Source organism: Enterococcus sp. UD-01 (assembly GCF_044909655.1).
GTDB lineage: Bacteria > Bacillota > Bacilli > Lactobacillales > Enterococcaceae > Enterococcus_L.
In genome coordinates this window covers 30,856-53,250 of the sequence record NZ_JBIYEU010000019.1, presented here as the reverse complement: position 1 = coordinate 53,250, position 22,395 = coordinate 30,856, and the positions used below count along the sequence as shown (strand labels likewise).

Sequence of the window (22,395 nt, the reverse complement as noted above, 5' to 3'; positions counted from 1 at the left end):
AGTACAAGACTTTCGTAGAAAGTGTTGATCATTATTATTATCCAGCTGCACAAATCAATCTCTAGGAAAATAGATAAATTGTCAGTGAAACAAAGAGCGTTTCAAAGCCAATTTCCTAATTTTCTACAAGATTAACCGATTTGTTCCGCTTTTATAGTAAGGAGGATTTTTATGGTAATGGAATATGATTATATTGTGATCGGTGGCGGTAGTGGGGGGATTGCTTCTGCTAATCGTGCCGGGATGCATGGGGCTAAGGTTCTGCTTATTGAAGCAGGTGAGCTTGGTGGAACATGTGTGAATGTTGGCTGTGTGCCGAAAAAGGTTATGTGGCAGGCCAGTGAAATGATGGAAATGATGCAGCGTGATACTGCAGGTTATGGATTTGACGTGGAGGTCAAAAGTTTTGATTTTTCTCAACTGGTTAACAATCGGGAAAAGTATATTGATTTTTTACATGGCGCTTATCAGCGTGGTCTGGACAGCAATCATATTGATGTGTTGAGAGAATATGCTACGTTTGTTGATGCGCACACAATTAAAGCAGGGAATGAATTATATACTGCGCCTCATATTTTAATCGCAACAGGCGGTCGTCCGAAGCCTTTAGGAATTCCTGGTGATAACTATGTACTAGACTCCAACGGATTTTTTGCATTAAAAGAAATGCCGAAGCGGGTGGTTTTTGTAGGTGCTGGTTACATTGCTGCTGAATTAGCAGGGACCTTGAATGGACTGGGTGCTGAAACGCATTGGGCCTTTAGAAAAGAACGTCCATTAAGAAGCTTTGACAAAATGCTGTCAGAAAATCTAATGCAGCTTTATGAAGAAGCGGGGATGCAGCTTCATCCTTGTTCAGTTCCCGAAAAGATCGAAAAGCTTGCTTCAGGTGAACTGGAAATTACTTTTGAAAATGGCAAAACCATTCAAGCGGATGCAATTATTTCCGGTGCTGGTCGTCAGCCAAATACCGATCGTTTAGGATTGGAAAATACACAAGTAAAGCTAACCAAGGGCGGCTATGTAGCAGTGGATAAATTCCAAAATACTAGTGAAGCCGGTATTTATGCGATCGGGGATGTCATTGGGAAAATTGATTTAACGCCTGTAGCGATTGCTGCTGGTCGGCGTTTATCTGAACGTTTGTTTAATGGGAAAGAGCAGGAGTTTTTAGATTATCAACTGGTTCCTACCGTTATTTTCACGCATCCAGCGATTGCGACCATAGGAATGACCGAGCAAGAAGCGATTGAAGCTTATGGTGATGAAAAGGTTAAAGTATATACGTCTAAATTCACGCCAATGTACTTTGCTTTAGGTGATTATCGTCAAAAATGTGATATGAAATTAGTCTGTGTGGGAGAAGAAGAAAAAATTGTAGGGCTACATGGAATTGGCCTAGGTGTTGATGAAATGCTGCAGGGCTTTGCCGTGGCCATCAAGATGGGTGCAACTAAGAAAGATTTTGATAATACAGTGGCGATTCATCCAACTGGGTCAGAAGAATTTGTAACAATGAGATAAAATATAGAAGTGGGCTGGACAAAACTAAAAAATAGTTTTGTCCAGCCCACTTCTTACGAATAAACGGTGGCCAGAAGTCAGGTTCTGCGGCAATTTCATAAAATCCGATCAATATGAAAAGTATATTGTTCGTCTTTTACTCCAATTGCTCGAACCTAAACGACTTTTGGCTCAAACTCTTTTTAATTAGTTCTTTGTAGTATAGCTTGGGTGATTGTCAACAGTTCATCTTTTGCTTGAGGTGCAGTATCCGGTAGTTTCTTGATTTTTTTCAAGGCCTGTTGGGTATATTTTTCTGCTAATTGCTGCGCTTTTTCTACGCCGCCGAAGGAATGCACAAGCTCATATATTTTTTCTGTTTCGCTGTCGGTCAATGCCTCACCCTTTTCCAAATAAGGTAAAAGAGTATCCCGGCCTTCTTCCAACGCATACAATAGCGGTAATGAATAGATTCCTTGACGTACATCCTCCAAAACAGGCTTGCCAATTTGTTCAGGGCTTTGGGTGTAATCAAGCACATCGTCAATAATTTGAAAAGCAAGTCCAATATTTTCACCGATAGTGCCGCAATTTTTAGCAAAGCGTTCGGATGTGCCGCTTTCATAAGCTCCGACAAAACAGCTTAATGAAAACAATTCTGCTGTTTTTCCGGAAATATTTTCTAAATATTGATCAATCGTCATTTCCAAATTATAACGGTTATCCATTTGTCCTAATTCCCCACTTAGAATTTTTTCCATGCTGCGGGAATTAAGCTGAATACTTTTTAGGGAAGAGGAATAATCTGATAATAATTTAAAACAGCTGACAAATAAATAATCGCCTGCATAAACAGCGGTACTGTTACCAAATTGAGAACGAATCGTCGGCAAGCCTCTTCTAAGATCTGCATCATCTACAATGTCGTCATGAATCAAGGTTGCAGTGTGCAAAAGCTCAATAGCTGCCGCCAAAGCAATCGATTTATTGGCATCTCTTTGTTCGCCAAATTGAGAAAAAAGCAGCTGATAAGCAGGGCGTAATAATTTCCCGCCTGAGTGAATCATCGACATAATTGCTGTTTCAACCTCTTTGTTTTTGAGGTTCACGCTTTTGTCCATTAAAGTCAATGTACGGTTTAATTCTTTGGCTAATTCAGGATATTTTTCCCACATTGGATGAATATTCATAAAACGACTCCTTTGAGTATACTCGTTAAGATCAGATAATTATTGGAAGTCCTGGCTCCATTTATGTTTTGTTGTTTGGTCATAATCTAATTGAAACTGTCGTAGGGTATGCACGTGACGCAGTAAATAATTGGCAGCAATACCAATGGCGATTCCCGATAACAAACCGAAGAGTGCTAAAAACGGCAGATACAACATCGGTGCCCAGGATTGTGCAAAAAAGCTCGTCGTCAACAGCTGGCCAACATTATGCAAAAATCCACCGGCAGCACTTATACCGATAATGCTAACGCGCTTCGGTCCTAATTGTCTAATCAGTAGCATGCCTAAATAGCTGAGTAATGCGCCACTAGCACTATAAAAGAAGGTTGAAATAGTGCCGCCCAATAAAGTAGTTAACAGCAGACGCATACAGACTAAGAAAAAACTATCGCGTTTTTTCATTGTAAAAATAGCAATGATAGTAATTAAATTCGCTAAACCTAATTTTGCTCCTGGTGCAAAGGCAAACGGATAGGGGATCATATTTTCAAGAAGACCAATAATGACTCCTTGAGCGACTAGCATGGAAATATAAATGTTTTTTTGAAGGTTTGTATTCATAATCGTCGACCTAATAAATCAGGCTGCCGTCCTCACTCCCATCTGATGCTTCCACTGTGATGAATAAATTATGCGGTAAACAAGCAATTGGCGTTTCTCCCGGTTTGGATATCCAGCCGCGCTGTACACAAACCTGATCGCCGCAATTGGATTCCAGCATGCGGATACGTTCACCGCTGACTTCAATTATATTGTAATCGCCGTCCTTGTCTTCATATTTATACGTATAGGTAGGCCCATCTTCTTTTAAATCAAAGATCTTAATGACCTCTCCGTCTACTTTTAACACAGCTTGCTTTGTTACATCACTGTCTTGTACTTGCTGCATACCGAAAACAACAAGGGGCAGGAAAGAACTGAGCGTTAAAAGGACGATAATAGCAATATCCCAAGGTCGAAGGTAACTTTTACGAATAAAATCTTTTAATTTCAACACTTTCCTCTCCTTTATTGTCTTATAGTTTTCTTCATTTTAGCACAAGTATAAAAGAAAGCCCTAGGAGTAACCCTAGAACTCTCTTAAAATGTTTGTTTATAAATCGTAGCTATTTATTGCCGTATCTGGATCGAGGTGTTCCGTACCACCATTTACCTACAGTACGTTGGATCCAAGGGATTACCCAGCGGTCTAAACCTAAAGCACGGCCTGAACCGTTCATTAAAGCAAATGCTACAAAGATAAACCAGATGTTTACCCAATAGAACATGCCTGATAAACAGAACGCAACAGTTAAACCAATCGTTGCCGCACTGCTCAACCAAGTGAACAAACCAGCGATTAAGGCTAAGGCAATTAAAACTTCGACGATTGTCATGAATTTTTGCATGAATAAAGCAACGTCTTGATTTGGCATCATGAATTTCATAACACTTTCAAACCATTTAGGCATGTGATCGAACACTTGCATCGGTTCTTCGCCATACGCATAGCTTAAACCAAAGTGAGCTGCTTGTGTTGCTGTATCAGCTGTTGCTGAAGCAGCACCTGCACCACTCGCTGCTGTAGTAGTATCCGCTGCTGCAGATGCGCCAGTCGTTACTTGTTCTTGCAGCCAAGGGAATGGGAAAACAACTTTATCAGTAAACCATGAACCGTCACCGAACCAAGTACTTGGTTTTAAGTAGTCACCGTTACCAACGATTTTCTTCATGGATTCAACTAACCAAACAGTACCGTAGAATACACGTAGTGGAACACTCCATAATACGTTTCCGTAGCGTGAAGAATGTCCGCGAGTCACATTGCGGTCATCTTTAATATGGAAGAATTCATGCATAATATATTGGAACATATAGTAGCCGGAACGAATGTCAAAGAAGTATTTTAAGTTAACAATATGCTTCATGATAATCGCTAAGAAGCCGCTAAGGTGAATTTTGTCAAATAGACAAGCAACGCCCCATTTAGCTCCGACAGAAACCATAAATCCTTGGTAGTTTCCTTTGAACTTGTGTTTGCTTCCGCCTTTTACATCAGCAACGATATTTGCCGCTGCTGTATGACCTGTTTGTTCAGCTGCCTGAACGATTTGCGGTGTAGGTGTTTGTGGGAATTCTTCGTAATAAACTAAATCCCCAACAATATAAATGTTTTTATCTTCATAGCCTTTTGCCTGCATGTATTCGTTCGCTACTAAACGATTGCCGCGTGCTGCTTCCAAACCAAAGTCAGCAGCATCAGAAGTTGCTTTCACGCCGGCAGTCCAAATTAATGTATGTGTAGGTACTTCAGAACCATCTTTTAGTTTGATGTGATCTGCAGCAACTTCAACGATTGGTGCATTAAGCAATAATTGAACGTTTTTCTTAGCTAAGTAACGTTCTGCTTTGGCTGCATCGTTTCGTGACAACATATTTAAAATGGTTGGCATTGCTTCAACGACCATTAAAGTGAATTCATCTGGATCAAGCTTGAAGTCTTTTGCTAAGCGATCCTTCCAGTCGATTAGTTCACCAATCATTTCGATTCCAGTAAAGCCTGAACCGCAGACAACGAATGTCAGCATAGCTTTACGAACTTCAGGATCAGGTTCGATTGCTGCTTTTTCTACTGTTTCTAAAATATGTTGGCGGATACGTAGGGCATTTTCGAAAGACCAAAGAGTAAAGCCATGTTCTTTAACGCCAGGAGTACCAAAGTCATTTGGTTCGCCACCCATACCAATAATTAATTGGTCGAATTCGTAAGAACCTAATTTTGTTTGGATCACTTTTTTATCTTTGTCGATGCCGGTTACAGTATCGGTTACGAGATTGACATTCTTTTTACGTGAGAATAAACGTTGTAGATCATATTGAATCGCTTCAGGCTCAACACGGCCCCCAGCTACTTCATGCAACTCAGTCATCATGGTGTGGTAAGAATGACGATCAATTAATGTAATTTCAACGTCAGAATCTTTCTTGAATTTCTTTGCTAAAAATTTAGTTGCTGAAACTCCAGCATAACCAGCTCCCACAACGACAATCTTTTGCTTTGTCATTGATAATCCGCTCCTTAAATGAAATGATAATAATTACACAATCCAACTTATTATATAGCCATTTCTATGTTTTGTCTAATAACAATTATTGAATAGTCAAAATAAATTTTTTTTATTAAAAAGGACTAATAAAAAGCTAAAAAAAACTTTTTCTTTTATTAGTTTAATTGACATAATCGAAAAATGTTATAGAATGTAAAATAGATCACAAAGAAAATTTGTGAATGCTTAAGAAAAGGAATAGGTGAAAAAAATGAAAATGAATAAATTTGTAACGGGCTTCACAGCTATCGCATTATCTACATTATTATTAGCAGCTTGTGGTTCAGATAACAAGAAAGATACAGCTAAATCATCTGACTCTAGCGCTGCGACTTCAAAAACAGCTGAATCTTCTACAGCAGCTGAGAAAGAAGCAGGGGCTGATTTACAAGATGGTACTTACAAACTAGAAGAAAAGAACGAAAAAAATGGTTACCGTGCTACCTTTGAAATGACTGTTAAAGACGGTAAAATTACTGATTCTAAATACGACAATATCAATGCAGACGGTAAATCAAAAGCTGACGATAAAGACTATGAAAAAAATATGAAAGCTAAATCTGGCGTAGGTCCTGCTGAATATATTTCACAATTAAACGATTCTTTCATCAAAGCTCAAAATGCTGCTGATGTTGAAGTTGTGACTGGTGCAACTCATTCATCAGAATCATTCCAAAACTATGCACAACAATTGATTCAAGCTGCACAAGCTGGCGATACTAAAACAATCGAAATCGACAATGGCGCTGACCTTAAAGACGGTACGTACTCATTGAAAGAAAAAAATAACTCAAACGGCTACCATGCAGAATTTACTATGGTTGTTAAAGACGGTAAAGTTACCGAATCTAAATACGACAACATTAACGATGAAGGCAAATCTAAAGTAGATGATGCTGACTACAACAAAAACATGAAAGAAAAATCTGGTACAAACCCTGAAGCTTACATCCCAACACTTAACGAAGAATTCGTTAAAGCAATGAGCAAAGAAGACGGCTCACCAGCAGATGTTGAAGTAGTAACAGGTGCAACTCACAGCTCTCACTCTTTCGTAATCTACGCTCAACAATTAGTAAATGCTGCTGAAAAAGGCGACACAAACGAAATCGTTGTAGACAACATTGTAATGAAAAAATAATTCTTTATAAAATCACGAAAAACAGATATTTGCAGAATTCAGATAATTATCTGGATTCTGCTTTTTATTATTATCCAATGATAACCAAACATCGACGATGACTAAAAATCATCGCTCAAAAAATCACAAAAGAGCAGAGGCTAATAATTTTATTAGAATACCGACATCAAAAAAAGAAAATCCTTTTCATTACTGCGAAAAAGAGCTACTATAAATAAGAAAATTTTTCTATTTAGAAAGAGGGATACGATGAAAACGAAGAAATCATTGATCATATTATTCGCAGGGTTATTTTTAATCCTTTTAGCGGGATGTAATTCGAAGCCAAAAACAGAAGCAGTTAAGATCAATAAAGAGCCTTATTCTGATCAACAATCATTACTAGGTACATACGTGCAGGTTCGAATTTATGATGACGGTAAGAAAGATGTATTGCCGAAAGCATTTGCTCGTGTGAAGGAATTGGGCGATAAAATTACCGTTAATCAAAAAGGTTCTGAAATTGATGCTGTCAATGAACAAGCAGGCATCAAACCGGTAAAAGTGTCTAAAGATATCTATCCACTAGTCAAACGTGCGTATGAGTACAGCCAGGATTCTTCTGGAGGCTTTGATATGGCAATTGGTCCGATTACTCAATTGTGGCACATTGGCTTTGACGATGCGCGTAAACCATCACAGGAAGAAATCGACCAAGCGTTAAAACTCGTTGATTATCACAAAGTAAAATTGGATGACAAGGCACAAACGGTTTATTTGGAAGAAAAAGGCATGCAGCTTGATCTTGGCGCTATTGCCAAAGGCTATATTACAGATGAAGTCGTGAAGGTGCTAAAAGATAACGGTGTAACGACTGCTATTGTGGATTTAGGCGGGAACGTCTTTGTTCTAGGTCATAGCCCTCGCGGTAAGGACGTGGACTGGAATGTCGGCATTCAAGATCCAAATAAAGCGCGTAACACAGTTATCGGTTCAATTCAGGAAAGCAACAAAACTTTAGTTACTTCCGGAATTTATGAGCGCTTTTTAGAAGTAGACGGCAAAACGTATCACCATTTGTTTGATCCGGAAACGGGTTATCCCTTTGATAATGATATTGCAGGTGTAACGATTATCACGGACAAATCAATAGATGGAGACGGCTTATCTACAGCAGTCTTTTCAATGGGTGTGAAAAAAGGACTGGAATATGCGGAAGGTCTTAAAGGCGTTGACGTGATTTTTGTGACAAAAGAAGATAAAGTTTATGTCAGCAAGGATATTGAAAAGACCTTTGAACTAGATAAAGATTCAGGCTATACCATGGGTGATCGTAAAGAGTTGAAATAAGGAGAAAGAGCATGTCGTTAAAAGTGTTTTTAAAAGTAGTCGAAATTCAAACAAAATTGGCTAGTTTGTTTCCTTTTGCAATAGGGGTTTTGTTTTCTATTGCATATTTTAAACAGTTTCAGTTAGGCTACACGCTGCTGTTTTTTATCGGAATGGTAGTATTTGATATGGCGACGACTGCCATCAATAACTACATGGATTTTAAAAAAGCCAAATCAACTGTTTATAAATATGAGGAAAATATTATTGGAAGCTCCGGTGTTTCCCCTGAATTAGTGAGAAACATGATTTTGGGAATGATTGCTTTTACTGCAATTATCGGTATTTTTCTAACAGTGAAAACAGGCTGGTTGTTTCTAGTATTAGGCGGGATTTGCTGCTTTATTGGTGTGTTTTACACATTTGGACCTATTCCTTTATCGCGGATGCCGTTAGGCGAAGTATTCAGCGGATTTACGATGGGACTGGGAATTTTCGCAATGACGATCTATTTAAATGTTATGTCGAATCGACCATTTTATCTAAGCTTCGATTGGCAAAAAGGAAATTTTGCATTAGTGGGAAATTTTTGGACAGTCTTAGCGGTTGTTTTGGCATCTCTGCCGATGGTGTTTACCATTGCTAACATCATGCTTGCCAATAACCTGCGGGATTTAGATACGGATATCGAGAATCATCGCTATACTTTAGTTTATTATATTGGACGGAAACAAGGAGTTATGTTGTTTCAATTAATGATGCTGGCGTGCTACCTCGTCATTCTAATTGGGCTACTTGTCGGCGTTTACCGGTGGCCGATTCTAATCGTATTTCTATCTTTATTACCTATTAGGAAAAATTTACAATTATTTAAAGAAGAACTGCCTCACCCCAAAAGCTTCGGCTATTCGATAAAAAATTTAATTCTTTTTAACGGCAGCTATCTTTTGGGACTGTTAATGATAATTATTTTAGAAAAAATCACGAAATAAATAAGAGAAAATACTGAAAATAGGCTTGCAAACGTTGTTTATGAACGGTTGTGTCAGCCTGTTTTTGGTATTTTTTTATTTTAAAAGTAATATAAATTTTATTAAATGTATTTGTAACTGTGTTTTTTGTATTGTAAAATTAATTAATTAGTATAAGGAAAATAAAATAAGAAAAGAGAAATCAAATGAAAAAAATAAAAAGGTTAAAAGCAACGATCATAAATCTACTGAAAGTATTAGGCGGATTGCTTGTTGTATGGGGAATTTGGGGTGTGATTCAACTGAACAAACCATTAACGATCAAAGATATCGCATACGATAATCTTTTGTCCGTTGTGAACAAATTTGAAGGCTACACTGTTTATTTGAAAGAAAATGGTGAATATGAACCTTATTTAGTATTAAGCAAAAATTATAATGGCGAAGGTGATGTACTTTTACTAAGGAAATATCTTTTGGACGAACCACGAATTTACAATACAGATGAAGCCTATGGAGCTTACTATGAAAATAGTAAAATTGATCAATATTTAAATCATCGTTTTTTAAAAACATTAGGAGAAAATATCCAATCTAAAATAGTCACTAGTAACTTAGAGATTACAGCTGAATCAAGTGTCGGTTCGGTAGGGCAAGAAACTATAACCATACCACGGAAAGCTTTCTTACTATCACATACAGAAATGGCTGCAGGAAAATCAAGAATAGCAGCAAAAGAAGGAAAAAGACTTTTATATTTTGTTGGCTTCCATTCATATATTGCGACAACCAAAGCAGGAGAAGCTGAACCTTATTGGTTGCGAACACCTTATACGGAACATGATACAACTGTATGGTTTATTAAAAGAGAGGGATTTACATCCTATATTCCATTAGGGGATATGTTAACAAATGATGTTGCAGTGATGAATGTCCGCCCCGCATTCTGCGTGGCTAAAGATACAAAATTGGAAAGAAAAGAAGGAATTATAAAAGGAAAGAAGGTTTTTGTTTTACAAGAAACCTCCAAGTAAGAAAGAAGGAATAAAATGAAAAGGTCAAAAGGGCTAAAAGCAACGATCATAAATCTACTGAAAGTTTTAGGCGGACTGCTTGTTGTATGGGGAATTTGGGGTGTGATTCAACTGAACAAACCATTAACGATCAAAGATATCGCATACGATAATCTCTTGTCCGTTGTAAATAAGTTTGAAGGTTACACAGTGTATCTGAAAGAAAATGGTGAATATGAACCTTATCTGGTACTAAGTAAAAATTATAATGGCGATGGAGAAGTCGTGTTACTGCGGAAATATCTTTTGGACGAACCACGAATTTATAACGAAAATGAACGATTTGCGGCATATTATGAAAATAGTAAGATCGATCAATATTTAAATAGTAAATTTTTAAGTATATTTGATGAAACTATATTAAAACAACTAACTACAAGTAAGATACAAATTACAGACGAGTCGAGTGTTGGTTCTGTAGGAAAAATAACAACAACAATTCCAAGAAAAATTTTTTTATTATCTCGTACAGAAATAGCGGCCGGAAAATCAAGAATAGCGGCTGAAGAAGGAAAGAAGCTCCTGTATTTCATGGGTTTCCATTCTTATATTGCAACAACCAAAGCAGGAGAAGCTGAGCCCTATTGGTTAAGAACTCCTTATACAGAACATGATACGACGGTGTGGGCAATTAGAAATGATGGCAGTGCCACATATACGACATTAGAGGATATGACTGTACAAAAATTATTCAAATTAAGTGTCCGTCCCGCTTTCTGCGTGGCTAAAGATACAAAATTGGAAAGAAAGGAGGGTATTGTAAAAGGTAAAAAAGTATTTGTCTTAAAAGAAGAAAAGGGTAAAGGAGAGAATAAGAAATGAAACAAAAAAGAGGTTGTTGGTTATTAAGCGTGGTTGCAATGATTTTCTTCCTGCTTCCGATATCAGTCAATGCTGTGGAAGAAGTACCGGATGTAAGTGGAAATGCATGGGACGACTATGTTATGAATCATGAGCAAGAGTTTGAGGAAAAAGAAGTACAAGCAGAACCAGAATCATTTTCGGTTCAGGAAATTATGCTGACAAAAGGAATTCCTGCAAAGGATGAAAGTAAAAGCTTGCAGACTGCTTCTCTGAAAGCTCGTTACACAGTTCTTGCTATTGATACGTCAGGCAGCATGTCAGGTACTCCAATGCAAACTGCTAAAGGAGCAGCTGACAAATTTATCCAGCAGATATTAAAAGAACAAGGAGAAAATTATGTTGCAGTTGTTGGTTTCTCAGATTATGCAAAAACGTATAGCGAATTTACCAATGATTCTGAAAAATTGAAAAAAGCAATTACTCAGCTTTATTCTAGTGGCGGAACTGCTACAGATCAAGCATTGCTGCGAGCAGAAGAGCTATTAAAAAAAGTCAACACGGAAGAAGCCATAAAAAATATTGTTGTTTTATCTGACGGAGAACCAAATTCTGAAAACAGAGCCTTGGATGTAGCGGAGCGTTTAAAAGAAGATGCGCATTATATCTATTCTCTGGGTTTCTTTCATAATTTATCAGGTACTTCGCTGACGCGAGCACGTACCTTTATGGATCGTTTGCAAAACGCGGGTTATTATGATGTCACTTCAAGCGATGAACTGGAATTTGAATTTGGTAAAATCGCAGATGATATCACAAGTCGTAGTAATGTTTTTAAATATCCAAGCTCGGATGAAAAGCTGAAAAACAGTGATGCCAGTGCAGTTTATTACTATAAAGATAACTATTTTAAGAAAAGTGCATATGAGTATAATGAACAACTGGCGACGATGTCACTAAGCTTGGCACTTTCTGCTTTTGGCAGTACAGATGTAGGCTCTGATTATCAAAATAAAAGCAACAATGCAAAAAATTTACTAAAGGAAATTGGGTTTACCGATGTTAAAACCAATGACTGGTTTACTAAAAAGCCAGAAAAGGATTCTGTGGGAGCGATTGCCGGAAAAAAGAAAATCACAGAAAACGGTAAAGAATATACACTAATCGCGTTAGCTGTACGCGGCGGCGGCTATGAAAGTGAATGGGCGAGTAATTTTACCCTAGGAAAATCTGATTATCATCAAGGCTTCAGTGAAGCAAGAGATCAGGTGCTACAATTTTTAACAAAAGAATATATTGAAGCCAATGGGATTTCCGGAGATATCAAACTATGGGTAACTGGCTTTAGTCGAGCGGCTGCAACGGCTAATCTGGTAGCAGGGAAAATAGATGAAGGTGTCAAATTTACAAATTGTACACTGGATTTAGACGATGTGTTTGCTTATACATTTGAAACGCCGGCAGGAGCCATAGAATCGAAAGTAAAAGGAAATATTTATAAAAATATCTATAATATTGTTAATGTAAACGATCCTGTGCCGCGTGTAGCACCTAAAGATTGGGGATTTGCAAGATATGGTCAAGATAAAGTTCTGCCTTCTAGGGACAGGGTGTCTATTTCTAAATATCAAACACTTGTTAGTAACATGCAAAAACGTTTCAATTCTCTAGCGCCAAACACTAATTACCTAGTAGACGATTTTTCTATGAAAAAAGTAGATTTAAGTTCAATCATTCCAGGTGGAAAACCATTCCTCTATAATGCCACTCAAAGTGTTTTTCTAGATGATTTTGTTAATGTCATCGCTAATGAATCATTCAAAAATCGTTCTAATTACGTAAAACACTACGAATCAGCTATTAGAGATTCTGTTGCCTCAATGTATGGGATAGGCGATACTAACATTAAAGTTATCTTTACAGAAAAATTATTTAATTTAATCCTTTATGAAGGGTGGAATGAATATAGAAAAAATTCAGGTATTATAGCGATAGATTATTTAGAGGATTCGGTCAAGCGGATTTTTGCTGAAGAAGGGGTTCCGTATGATAGTAAAGTGATGAAACCATTAGCGTCCATATTGGAGTCACTAATAAATCATCCAGTTATGTTCTATTCCCTATATAAACAAAATGAAGGGATCATGCAAGCCCATTACCCCGAGTTATGTCTCGCATGGCTACAATCACAGGATTCCAACTATACAGAAGGCGGTAAAGCATCATTTGTCAGCGGGAACTACCGAATTATTCGTATTAACTGTCCGGTGGATGTCGAAGTCTATAATGATGAAAATCAATTAGTTGCAGCGATTGTTAATAATGAACCACAAGAGCTGACAAGTCTGGTTTCTTCAATAAATGAAAACGGAGAGAAGCTGATTTATTTACCGCCGGATGCCAGTTACTCAATTAAAGTGAAAGCAACAGATAATGGTAAGATGTCTTATGCAATCAATGAGTACAGCTATGAAGCTGGTGAGGTTACTAGAATCAGAAATTACTATGATCTGCCGTTACAAAAAGATAAAACGTATACTAGTCAAATTCCCGCATACACAACTGAAGAGCTTGAAAATGGCACTGAAAATGGTACGGATGTGGCCTATACGCTAGTAGACGAACAGACGAAGCAAGAAATTACTCCTGATGTGGAGCTTGCTGGTGAAGAAGCTGCAGAAGCTGAATATAAGATAACAGCTGAATCAGCAGATGAAGAGCAAGGCATTGTGTTTGGCGGTGGGCTTTATAAAGTAGGTAATTTTGTTCAGTTAACAGCTGTACCAAATGAAGGGTATGAATTCGTCGGTTGGTATCACGATGAAAAACAGGTTTCAACAGACGTGAATTATCGTTTCAGGGTAGAGGCTGAAAAGCAGGTAATCGCTAAATTTAAACCTAAAAAGGGACAAGGTTCAGATAATTATAATCGGTTACATGGTAAGTTTGACCCAGAAAAAAATGTCGTTCAAGCAGGTGATTGGCAAACATTTATTGATGCATATAGAAATGAAGCAGTAACGAAAATCGTATTGACTAAGAATATTGAGGATAGTTCACCGAATGGAGCTAAAGGGCCAACTAGCTACAAACGGAAAAAATCCATTGAAATTGATGGTCAAGGCCATAGACTGACCTTGAAGAAGTATCATAGCCTGCGCACTAGCGAGGCTCCTGATTCCTATCAAGAAGTAGTTGATGACCAAACGGTACGTCGTTCTATGTTCCATTTACATGATATTTCTTTACGCCAAAATATGAGTGGTGCGGCAGCTAGTTGTGGCCAGTACTCTTCTAATGCGTTTGTAGGTGCAATAGATACGCATTCCTCTTGGGGCAAAGAAGTTTCATCACGAGAAGAGGATTTAACAAAAAACTGGTATTTCCGATTCGGTAATATTGATACGAAAGAAGATGATAATGCTGCGAATGCTAGAGGGCTGGCACGCTTAGTTGCGGCTTATGGAGCAGAGGTTACATTATACGGATCGCTGGATTTGAGCACAACATCAGAAAATATGTACGTTGGCTCCTTGATTGTTGAAGATGCCACTAATTGGAAAGGGAGTACGGAATATTATAATCTTTCAGTTGTTTGGTTTGTTCTAGGAGATCAAAAGCAAGGGACTGGACGCAATGAAGAGCTGACGATCGGCAAAAATTGTGATATCACTCTGAAGAATCCTGAGAAAGGAAAGAACTACCCTGCTTTTTATGGACATTATAAACAAGCTGTTATTGATGAAAAGACTACTGTAAAGTTGGAAACGAAAGGAAATGCTTGGCGTTTTGATCAAAGTGGTAGTTCACTAACCATCAAAAAAGATGCGGAGCTAAGTTTGATTTCTAATGGTAATGGAAAGGTGTTGCAATTTGGGCGAGGACCGTTAAGTCCGACTAAAATTTCAAATTGCCAATTGAAGGTAGAACCTGGTGGTAGTCTATTCGTGAAAGGAGAGGCAGACAGAACTGGTGGAATCAGTGTCGTCGATTTTACTGGCGACAATTACTTCACGTCGAATACTGGCTATGAAGCAACGAACTGTACGATTGAGCTTGATCAGCCAAAAGCCTATGATTTTAGTAATACAACGGATTCTAAACGAATTGCGCGCCAAAGCGTGGTCAATTTGAGAAACAATACTAATAAGTTAATTTTAAAAAATACAGATGTCGCTATTTGGGAAACAGGACGCAGTTTAACTGAAATAGAGCAGCAGCCAGATCAACAACTGACAAAAATTGAACGTTTTGAATTGATTGGCAAACAAAAAACAAATCATAGCCAAGATATTCATAATCTACCAACTTATCGAGAAGTATTTGGTAAAGACATTCGACGGATTAGTAATAAATAGCAGCAAAATATAAAGATATTCATCAACAAAAATAGGGTGCGGCATAAAAGTACTTATGACTTTTATGCCGCACCCTAAAATTGAATAATCTCCCAACAACTGATATCGACATGAATGATGATGGCAAGTGGCTCCATTTTTGATAAAACTACTTGGTGCTGCCTTTTTTACTTTTAATGAACAAAAATAAGATGATCAATAGAATAATAGCAATGCCGATAATTGATAAATAAAATCCTTTTTTCTCACCTGTGTTTGGAAATACGCTTTTTTTATTTTTCTCTGATTTCTTGACTGGTTGAGTTGAATCTGTACGTTCAGTTGAAATTGAAGAAGCTTCTTCTTGAGTAAAAGTTCGCTTATCTAGCGTATAAATAATTGAATGCTCTCCTGTTTCCATAGTTAATGCAGCTAGGCGATAGTTTTCTTTGTATGGCAAAACAAAGTAGCCGTTATCATCTACTGCAACTTTTTCAGTTGGAATGAGAAAATTTGTATAAAAATCTGCAAAAGTCTCGGGAGGATCTACTGTTATAGTAGAAACGTCCAGACCATAGATCGAAGCTTGACCAACCGGGCTGCCATTTTCAGAGCCTACACGACCTTTAACTTCGTTTGTCTTGGAATCATAAGAAATAAACTGAATATAAAAGTTATTCTTATCGGCTTCTACAACAAGATAGTCCATCTGAGCGGTAAATGTTTGCTTTTCGCCTTCTCCTTCAATTAGCGGGAAAATGACAAAGCGGACTTTTACTAAATGTTTGCCTGCTTTATCTGTAGGAGCATCTTCTAGCAGTTCCAGTTCTTCATATCTTGCACTATGAGCATGGGCATTATCTTCCAGCATTTTTGCAGTGAGCTTTTCGCCTTTATGAATAATGACAGAAGTATTGATAATTCCTAAATCCTTCACAGCATTTGGCTCTGTGGCAGTAGCTTCTTCTACTGTAGAAGCTGTGGTTTCCTCGGAGCTAGCAGTAGCCTCACTGCTTTTACTGGTGGAAACTTCCGTTACTTTTGAAATAGTTGCCTCTTCTGAACTCTGCTGAAGTTCCTCGGCGGATACTATATCTGGAAATACAGTGATTAATGATAATGCAACCCAACAAAAAACTAATTTTTTCATAACCCTTCTCCTTTTATATTACATTTGTATTATTTGTAATGTTAATGTAACACAAAAGTAATCATTTGGACTTGTTCGTAAGAAGAAAGTTTTATTTCTTAAGGAAAAATTAATAAATTAATGATTTGACCAAGCTGCTATTCATTTATTTTACTTAAACTTATTTCTCCAGAAGACAAAGCTTTTTTTTCGCCGGTAGCTAGTTGTACAATCAACTCACCCAAATCATTAATATCTATGGCAGTTCCTTGATAAGTTGTACCTGCTTGAGTAAAGGCAACCGTTTTTCCTAGTACAAAGGATTTTTCCCGGTATTCTTCGATAAAGGATTGTTCTGGAAGCTGATTTAAAATCGCATAAAATTGATTCCAAATTGCGCTAATTAACTCATTGCGGGTAATCAGAGGCTTCTCTTCAGCAAATAAAGAAGTCGCTTTTGCTCTTAATTCTTCCGGAAATTCTTGCTGCTTCAAAGAAAAATTAATCCCCATACCAATAATTACATCGGTAATTTGCCCCGTTTCAACGTCGCTCATTGCTTCTGAAAGAATTCCGCAAACTTTTTTTCCATTTAAATAAATATCATTGACCCACTTTATTTCTGTATGCTCCTTTGCTAATTGATCCATTGCCCGTGCCACTGCAACTGCTGTAATCACAGTGTATTGTGCCATTTCTTCAAAATTTTGATTGGGTTTAAGCAAGAGACTCATATAAATACCGCTGCCTGCTTTCGAAAAGAAGGGGCGACCAAAACGACCTTTTGGCGCTTCTTGTGTATCTGCAACGATTAAAGTATGGGCCGGTGCACCATTAATTGCCGCAAGCTTTGCATCTTTCATAGTAGATTCCGACGAGTCAAGAACTGTAATCATTAGCTCTGGCGTGGCGTCTGTTAAATTTAAACGGATACCTTCTGCCGATAATACATCCGTTTTTTCATAGCGATAGCCTTTGTGATGTTCGCTGGAAATGAGATGTCCTTCCTTTTTTAATTCATTAATGGCTTTCCAAATAGCTGTTCGAGATAGTGAAAGTGACTGTGCCATCTCTTCACCAGAAAGATAATCAGGGGCATGCTTCATTAATAATGTTAATACTTGGCTTTTCGTGGACATAATCTCAGCTCCTTCAAATGAATAGCTTTATTGTATCTGATAGAATAGAAAAGGGTCAACCGGAATCGGACGGAATGAGGAGGGAAAAATCCTTCTTAAGATGTAGGCAAGCCTGCTGAAGTCTTGCTATAATAAATGACATAGAACTAAAAGTCATGAAAGAGTAAAAGGAAGTGTGGGGGAAAAATGGAAAAACAACAATATGTTTGTGAGAAGTGTGGCAATATGCATTATGTTTCTGATCAATTTCAAGCAACAGGTGGTAATTTTGCCAAAATATTCGATGTGCAAAATAAAAAATTCATTACAATCAGCTGTACTAAATGCGGGTTTACAGAACTATACCGTAGCCAAACCAGTGATGGCTGGAATGTGTTGGACTTTTTAATGGGCGGTTAAATAAATTGATACAAATAAAAAGATTTTGGAAGAAGCTTTTGCTTTTTGCCAAAATCTTTTTTGTCTGTTTAACCTAATAAAAGCTGGTCATCCTTTAATTCTGTGCCGCTGTTTTTATGAAACAAATCCATTAAAGCATTAACCGTTAATTCTTTTTTGGCTTCTTTCGCTACATCAACCACAACTTGACCTTGGTGTAGCATGATCAAACGATTGCCGTAACGGATCGCATCTTCCATATCATGAGTTACCATAAAGGCTGTTAAGCTGTGTTCTTCAATGAGCTTTTGGGTCAGCTCCATTACAGTAATGGAGGTTTTTGGATCTAAAGCAGCAGTATGTTCATCAAGTAAAATGAGCTCTGGCCGAATTAAGGTAGCCATTAAAAGAGTGATTGCCTGACGTTGACCGCCGGACAAAAGCCCGATTTCTGTTGTTAAGCGATTTTCAAGTCCAAGATTTAAGCTGGCAAGCTGCTCCTTGAAAAATTGCCGGTCACTTTTACGAACGCCGCTGCCTAATCCACGCTTTTTACCGCGTTTCATGGCAAGCGCCATATTTTCTTCAACGGTTAAACGGACAGCCGTCCCCATTTTTGGATCCTGAAAAACGCGGCTAATTTGTTTAGAACGGGCAACCACCCGCTGTTTGGTGATGTCTTTTCCATTTAAGGTCATTTGGCCTTCTTCAATAGACAGAGTTCCCGCGATGCTGTTTAATAAAGTGGATTTTCCAGCGCCGTTACCGCCGATAATTGTGATAAATTCACCTGGCTCGATCGTCAGATTAATACCTTTAAGTACATGATTTTCATTGACTGTTCCGCGTTCGAAATATTGGTGTAAATTCTTGATCGTTAAAACAGGCTGCATTAGTTGGTGCCCCCTTTGCGTTTGTTTCGTTTGGCAAAGCCTAATTTCTTTTGAATTAATGGTGATGATAGACAAATAACTAGGATAATTGCTGAGAATAATTTCAAGTCTGTAGGATCAACCTGTAGTTCTAGAACTAAAGCCAAGATGAAGCGATAAAGGATTGCTCCAATAACAATGGTAATTAAACGCAGTCCTAATGGTTTATTTTTGAAAAGAACCTCAGCAATAATAATAGAAGCAAGACCAATAACGATCGTGCCAATTCCTGAATTTAAATCCGCAAAGCTATTATTTTGAACTAATAAAGCTCCGGATAAGGCAATGCAGCCATTCGAAAGCATATATCCGATAATTTTCATATTATCTGTTTTGATTCCGTTAGCTTCACTCATGTCAATGTTATCCCCCGTTGCACGAGTAGCTAAACCAATTTCAGTTTTGAAAAATAATACTAAGCAGGTAATGACGAAAGCAACAATAATTAATCCTACAAAAATTGTACTAGTTACTTTTGACAAGCCCCATGATTCTGCTTGAGAAAAGATGGAGTCTGCCCCTAATAATGAAATATTCGGTGCCCCCATAATCCGATTGTTAATCGTGTATAAACCGGTCATGGTAATAATTCCTGCCAATAATGCCGGGATTTTCAGCTTGGTATGAAGGAGTCCGGAAACTAAACCGGCCAGCATGCCGACGATAAAAGCAATAATCAGAGCAACGATAGGCGTCATCATAGGGAACTCAAAAAGAGATTGCAGGGGACTAGGCCAGCTGCTAGGCTCTTTTGTCAAAATAATAGCTGCTACAGCGCCGCCTAAAGGAAAGCTACCTTCAGTTGTCAAATCGGCAATATCTAAAATGCGGTAGGTCAGAAAAACGCCTATTGCGAGTAAAGACCAAAGCAGGCCTTGGGAGGTTGAGGAAAGGAGTATGTCTATCACTAAAATCAGCTTCTTTCAATAAGTTTTATGTAATAGGGGCGGACATCATCGAATGCCCGCTGCCTATTTATGAGGTAAATGCTTTCCAAAATCTGTTTAGATCAATTAAGGTTCTTTAATTGTATCTGGATCAATATCCAAAGCTTTGGCCATATCTTTATTAACGTAAAGAGTTAAGTCCTTGGCTTTTTCAACAGGCATGTCGCTTGGTTTTTTCTCACCTTTTAAGATTGCTGCGGCCATAACGCCTGTTTGTTTGCCTAAAGAGGTATAATCAATCCCAACTGTAGCCAAGCCGCCTTCTTCTGCTTGTTCAATAGAGCCCGTAATGACCGGAATTTTCTGTTCCTTTGCGACTTCGCCGATTACAGCTGCGGCGGAGGCGAAGGTATTGTCTGTTGGAATATAGATCGCATCGGTGCTTTTGGCTAAACTAGTAGTGACTTGCTGAACGTCATTGGTAGAGTTCGCTGTAAGAACCTTGGTTTTAACGCCAGCTTCTTTGAGTGCTTTTTCGGCCATCTCTGCTTGGATTTTAGAATTTGCTTCGCCGGCATTGTACATAATTCCCACGGTTTTTGCTTTAGGAACGATAGCTAAAAGTAATTCGATTTGTTTATCGATTGGGACAATATCTGTGGTACCAGTAACATTGCCGCCGGGCTTTTCGTCTGATTTCACTAATTTGGCGCCGACTAAATCAGTCACCGCTGTAACGACAATGGGAACATCTGTAGTTTCATTTAATAATGATTGAGCTGCTGGTGTGGCAATCCCCAATAGTAAATCCGGTTTACCTTTTACCAGCTTTTCACTCATACTTTTTAACTGTGCTTGATCATTTTGTGCATTGCTGTATTCAATCGTTAAATTTTTACCTTCTTCGAAGCCGTTTTCTGCTAAGCCTTCTTTAAAGCCTTTGTATGCGGCATCTAGTGAACCGTGTGCGACCGGCTGCAAGACACCGATTTTTTTATTGTTTGTATCTTCCGCTTCCTTTTTGCTATTTCCGCAGGCGCCTAAAAATAATAATGCTGCGGCAGAAATGAGTGCGAAACTTAGTGCTTTCTTCTTCATCTTAATTCCTCCTAAAAGTTAATTGATCAAACAAAAAATCCATTTAGACAATTTGCCTAAATGGATGATAAAAGTCATTAAGTAATCACTTTGTCGTTAGCCACTTAGGATTGTCTACGCGGCTGTTTGTTCAAAACAAAGTGCTCTAGCCATCATAGATACAAAAACAGGTCTTTGCCGTTTGTATCCATAATCACATGAATACAAAACTATCTAAAATAGCTAAAGTAAAAATGATTCAGTTGTGCGTTAAGTATATTCATAAAAAATTCCTCCGCCACTTGAATTGGTTTCAGTATAAAGGAAAAGGCGGGAAGATGTCAACAGATTATTTCAAATTTTCTGAATATTTTAGTTTGACAAATTTATGTTAAAAAAGTCAATAATTTAGAAAAATAGAAGGGTTATGTTTAGGAATTTTAATGCGTTCGTGCTAGAATCTAAGGCGAATAATAATTATATAACTAAAATATTAGGAGGATGTATATGATTTCGAAAAAATTAATTACTTTAGGAACATTGGCAGCAACTGTGTTAGTGTTAGGCGCATGCAGCAGCGACAACAATTCTAAAGATAGCTCAAATAGCTCCAGCAGCAAAACCGAAGCAACTTCAACAAGCTCAAGTATGGATGCAGTAAGCTCAGCTTCAGTTAGTGATCAACCAGAAGTTATTGAAAAAGCACTTAGTGCAGACGGTAACTGGATCGTTGCAACAACCAAAGATATGACTTTTGACAAGGATGTAACTGTTTCTGGTGAATTCCACAACAAAGGTGACGATTCTAAAGAAATCTACAGAAAATTTGCGTTATACGCACAAGATTCAGATATGAAAGTAACAGCTAGATACACAGTGACTGTTCCTCAGTTAGTCGTTGAATCTGAAAACTTCAATATTGTGAATGGTACAATCAAAGGTGACGTTTTAGTTAAAGCAAACGGCTTTGTTTTAAATGGGGCGAAGGTTGACGGAAACGTAATCTTTGAAAAAGACGAATACAAAACATCTGCAACTCTTGATAAAGAAGGCGCAGAAGTAACTGGTGACATTACTGTTCAATAATTTCACTAAGTAATAGAGAAATAAAGGGATTTTGAATCCCTAGTTAACTCACAAAAGGAGCGCTGACAGAAGAATGTCGGCGTTTTTTTTTGTTCTAAAAAACTTGCAGAAACCCTTGACTTTTACTATAGAAAGAAGTAGAATGTATAGATGCAAAAACTATCTGAAAAATGACGAAGCAGGAGCGAAATATTGTCCGTTCCGGTTTTTAATAGGGAAACAAAAGTAGAAACGCACGAGAAAATTTTCAAGAGCACATTCTATTTTTGGTTTTTTTTTGCCTAAAAACTGCAAAAAATGCTTATTGTTACGTAA

The 22,395-nt window shown here is 37.8% G+C and carries 18 protein-coding genes; 9 read left to right on the top strand and 9 right to left on the bottom strand.

All coding sequences use genetic code 11. From position 1 onward, the window contains the following. The first annotated feature begins 171 nt into the window (after window positions 1-171). Window positions 172-1,524, top strand: coding sequence for a glutathione-disulfide reductase (gene gor / locus ABH902_RS13700; protein WP_404591626.1), 1,353 nt, complete (start codon window positions 172-174; stop codon window positions 1,522-1,524). 182 nt (window positions 1,525-1,706) lie between these two features. Here gor and ABH902_RS13695 read toward each other — a convergent pair whose 3' ends face one another. The 4 genes from ABH902_RS13695 to ABH902_RS13680 form a co-directional block, all read right to left on the bottom strand. Then, the gene (locus ABH902_RS13695) at window positions 1,707-2,693 is read right to left on the bottom strand and encodes a polyprenyl synthetase family protein (protein WP_404591624.1); all 987 of its coding nucleotides are present in this window, start codon (window positions 2,691-2,693) and stop codon (window positions 1,707-1,709) included. A 39-nt stretch (window positions 2,694-2,732) separates the two neighbouring features. After that, entirely contained in the window at window positions 2,733-3,296 is a 564-nt protein-coding gene (locus ABH902_RS13690; RefSeq protein WP_404591622.1) for a Gx transporter family protein, read from the bottom strand. A gap of 10 nt (window positions 3,297-3,306) precedes the next feature. After that, a complete protein-coding gene (locus tag ABH902_RS13685; protein ID WP_404591620.1) occupies window positions 3,307-3,729 on the bottom strand; it encodes a NusG domain II-containing protein in 423 nt (140 codons plus the stop codon). 112 nt (window positions 3,730-3,841) lie between these two features. Further along, a complete protein-coding gene (locus tag ABH902_RS13680; protein WP_404591618.1) occupies window positions 3,842-5,779 on the bottom strand; it encodes an FAD-dependent oxidoreductase in 1,938 nt (645 codons plus the stop codon). A gap of 253 nt (window positions 5,780-6,032) precedes the next feature. Between ABH902_RS13680 and pplA the strand changes: the two genes are divergently transcribed. The 6 genes from pplA to ABH902_RS13650 all read left to right on the top strand — a co-directional run bounded on the left by pplA (window position 6,033) and on the right by ABH902_RS13650 (window position 15,473). After that, the gene (gene pplA / locus ABH902_RS13675) at window positions 6,033-6,962 is read left to right on the top strand and encodes an extracellular electron transfer flavoprotein PplA (protein WP_404591616.1); all 930 of its coding nucleotides are present in this window, start codon (window positions 6,033-6,035) and stop codon (window positions 6,960-6,962) included. Between the two features lie 249 nt (window positions 6,963-7,211). Next, complete coding sequence (locus ABH902_RS13670; RefSeq protein ID WP_404591614.1) at window positions 7,212-8,291, top strand: FAD:protein FMN transferase; 1,080 nt, start codon at window positions 7,212-7,214, stop codon at window positions 8,289-8,291. 11 nt (window positions 8,292-8,302) lie between these two features. After that, window positions 8,303-9,262 carry a 1,4-dihydroxy-2-naphthoate polyprenyltransferase gene (menA, locus tag ABH902_RS13665; RefSeq protein WP_404591612.1) on the top strand — a complete coding sequence of 320 codons (960 nt, stop codon included), beginning with the start codon at window positions 8,303-8,305 and terminating at the stop codon, window positions 9,260-9,262. Window positions 9,263-9,447: 185 nt separating this feature from the next. Beyond that, complete coding sequence (locus tag ABH902_RS13660; RefSeq protein WP_404591611.1) at window positions 9,448-10,275, top strand: DUF6273 domain-containing protein; 828 nt, start codon at window positions 9,448-9,450, stop codon at window positions 10,273-10,275. Between the two features lie 15 nt (window positions 10,276-10,290). After that, window positions 10,291-11,136: a DUF6273 domain-containing protein gene (locus ABH902_RS13655; RefSeq protein ID WP_404591609.1), complete on the top strand. Its 846-nt coding sequence runs from the start codon at window positions 10,291-10,293 to the stop codon at window positions 11,134-11,136. After that, entirely contained in the window at window positions 11,133-15,473 is a 4,341-nt protein-coding gene (locus ABH902_RS13650) for a VWA domain-containing protein (protein WP_404591607.1), read from the top strand. The genes ABH902_RS13655 and ABH902_RS13650 overlap by 4 nt, the downstream gene beginning before the upstream one ends. A 148-nt stretch (window positions 15,474-15,621) precedes the next feature. Here ABH902_RS13650 and ABH902_RS13645 read toward each other — a convergent pair whose 3' ends face one another. Both ABH902_RS13645 and ABH902_RS13640 read right to left on the bottom strand, forming a co-directional pair. Then, on the bottom strand, window positions 15,622-16,602 hold the full coding sequence (locus ABH902_RS13645; protein ID WP_404591604.1) for an LPXTG cell wall anchor domain-containing protein: 981 nt from the start codon (window positions 16,600-16,602) through the stop codon (window positions 15,622-15,624). Window positions 16,603-16,739: 137 nt separating this feature from the next. Further along, a complete protein-coding gene (locus ABH902_RS13640) occupies window positions 16,740-17,720 on the bottom strand; it encodes a biotin--[acetyl-CoA-carboxylase] ligase (RefSeq protein ID WP_404591602.1) in 981 nt (326 codons plus the stop codon). 186 nt (window positions 17,721-17,906) lie between these two features. On the opposite strand from ABH902_RS13640, the gene ABH902_RS13635 reads away from it, so the two are divergent. Continuing rightward, window positions 17,907-18,119 (top strand): zinc ribbon domain-containing protein, encoded by a 213-nt coding sequence (locus ABH902_RS13635; RefSeq protein WP_154778433.1) that lies wholly within the window; start codon window positions 17,907-17,909, stop codon window positions 18,117-18,119. Window positions 18,120-18,187: 68 nt separating this feature from the next. Here ABH902_RS13635 and ABH902_RS13630 read toward each other — a convergent pair whose 3' ends face one another. The 3 genes from ABH902_RS13630 to ABH902_RS13620 form a co-directional block, all read right to left on the bottom strand. Then, window positions 18,188-18,991 carry an ABC transporter ATP-binding protein gene (locus ABH902_RS13630; RefSeq protein ID WP_404591600.1) on the bottom strand — a complete coding sequence of 268 codons (804 nt, stop codon included), beginning with the start codon at window positions 18,989-18,991 and terminating at the stop codon, window positions 18,188-18,190. Continuing rightward, window positions 18,991-19,938: an ABC transporter permease gene (locus ABH902_RS13625; protein WP_404591598.1), complete on the bottom strand. Its 948-nt coding sequence runs from the start codon at window positions 19,936-19,938 to the stop codon at window positions 18,991-18,993. The genes ABH902_RS13630 and ABH902_RS13625 overlap by 1 nt, the downstream gene beginning before the upstream one ends. A 105-nt stretch (window positions 19,939-20,043) precedes the next feature. After that, window positions 20,044-21,015 carry an ABC transporter substrate-binding protein gene (locus tag ABH902_RS13620; RefSeq protein WP_404591597.1) on the bottom strand — a complete coding sequence of 324 codons (972 nt, stop codon included), beginning with the start codon at window positions 21,013-21,015 and terminating at the stop codon, window positions 20,044-20,046. A 486-nt stretch (window positions 21,016-21,501) separates the two neighbouring features. Here ABH902_RS13620 and ABH902_RS13615 point away from each other — a divergent pair, with 486 nt between their 5' ends. Continuing rightward, window positions 21,502-22,080, top strand: a complete 579-nt coding sequence (locus tag ABH902_RS13615) for a polymer-forming cytoskeletal protein (protein ID WP_404591595.1) — start codon at window positions 21,502-21,504, stop codon at window positions 22,078-22,080. Window positions 22,081-22,395 lie beyond the last annotated feature (315 nt).

Coding starts and splice junctions, on each gene's coding strand:
- gor (WP_404591626.1), top strand. CDS start 172: ATGGTAATGGAATATGATTATATTGTGATCGGTGGCGGTAGTGGGGGG.
- ABH902_RS13695 (WP_404591624.1), bottom strand. CDS start 2,693: ATGAATATTCATCCAATGTGGGAAAAATATCCTGAATTAGCCAAAGAA.
- ABH902_RS13690 (WP_404591622.1), bottom strand. CDS start 3,296: ATGAATACAAACCTTCAAAAAAACATTTATATTTCCATGCTAGTCGCT.
- ABH902_RS13680 (WP_404591618.1), bottom strand. CDS start 5,779: ATGACAAAGCAAAAGATTGTCGTTGTGGGAGCTGGTTATGCTGGAGTT.
- pplA (WP_404591616.1), top strand. CDS start 6,033: ATGAAAATGAATAAATTTGTAACGGGCTTCACAGCTATCGCATTATCT.
- ABH902_RS13670 (WP_404591614.1), top strand. CDS start 7,212: ATGAAAACGAAGAAATCATTGATCATATTATTCGCAGGGTTATTTTTA.
- menA (WP_404591612.1), top strand. CDS start 8,303: ATGTCGTTAAAAGTGTTTTTAAAAGTAGTCGAAATTCAAACAAAATTG.
- ABH902_RS13660 (WP_404591611.1), top strand. CDS start 9,448: ATGAAAAAAATAAAAAGGTTAAAAGCAACGATCATAAATCTACTGAAA.
- ABH902_RS13655 (WP_404591609.1), top strand. CDS start 10,291: ATGAAAAGGTCAAAAGGGCTAAAAGCAACGATCATAAATCTACTGAAA.
- ABH902_RS13650 (WP_404591607.1), top strand. CDS start 11,133: ATGAAACAAAAAAGAGGTTGTTGGTTATTAAGCGTGGTTGCAATGATT.
- ABH902_RS13645 (WP_404591604.1), bottom strand. CDS start 16,602: ATGAAAAAATTAGTTTTTTGTTGGGTTGCATTATCATTAATCACTGTA.
- ABH902_RS13640 (WP_404591602.1), bottom strand. CDS start 17,720: ATGTCCACGAAAAGCCAAGTATTAACATTATTAATGAAGCATGCCCCT.
- ABH902_RS13635 (WP_154778433.1), top strand. CDS start 17,907: ATGGAAAAACAACAATATGTTTGTGAGAAGTGTGGCAATATGCATTAT.
- ABH902_RS13630 (WP_404591600.1), bottom strand. CDS start 18,991: ATGCAGCCTGTTTTAACGATCAAGAATTTACACCAATATTTCGAACGC.
- ABH902_RS13620 (WP_404591597.1), bottom strand. CDS start 21,015: ATGAAGAAGAAAGCACTAAGTTTCGCACTCATTTCTGCCGCAGCATTA.
- ABH902_RS13615 (WP_404591595.1), top strand. CDS start 21,502: ATGATTTCGAAAAAATTAATTACTTTAGGAACATTGGCAGCAACTGTG.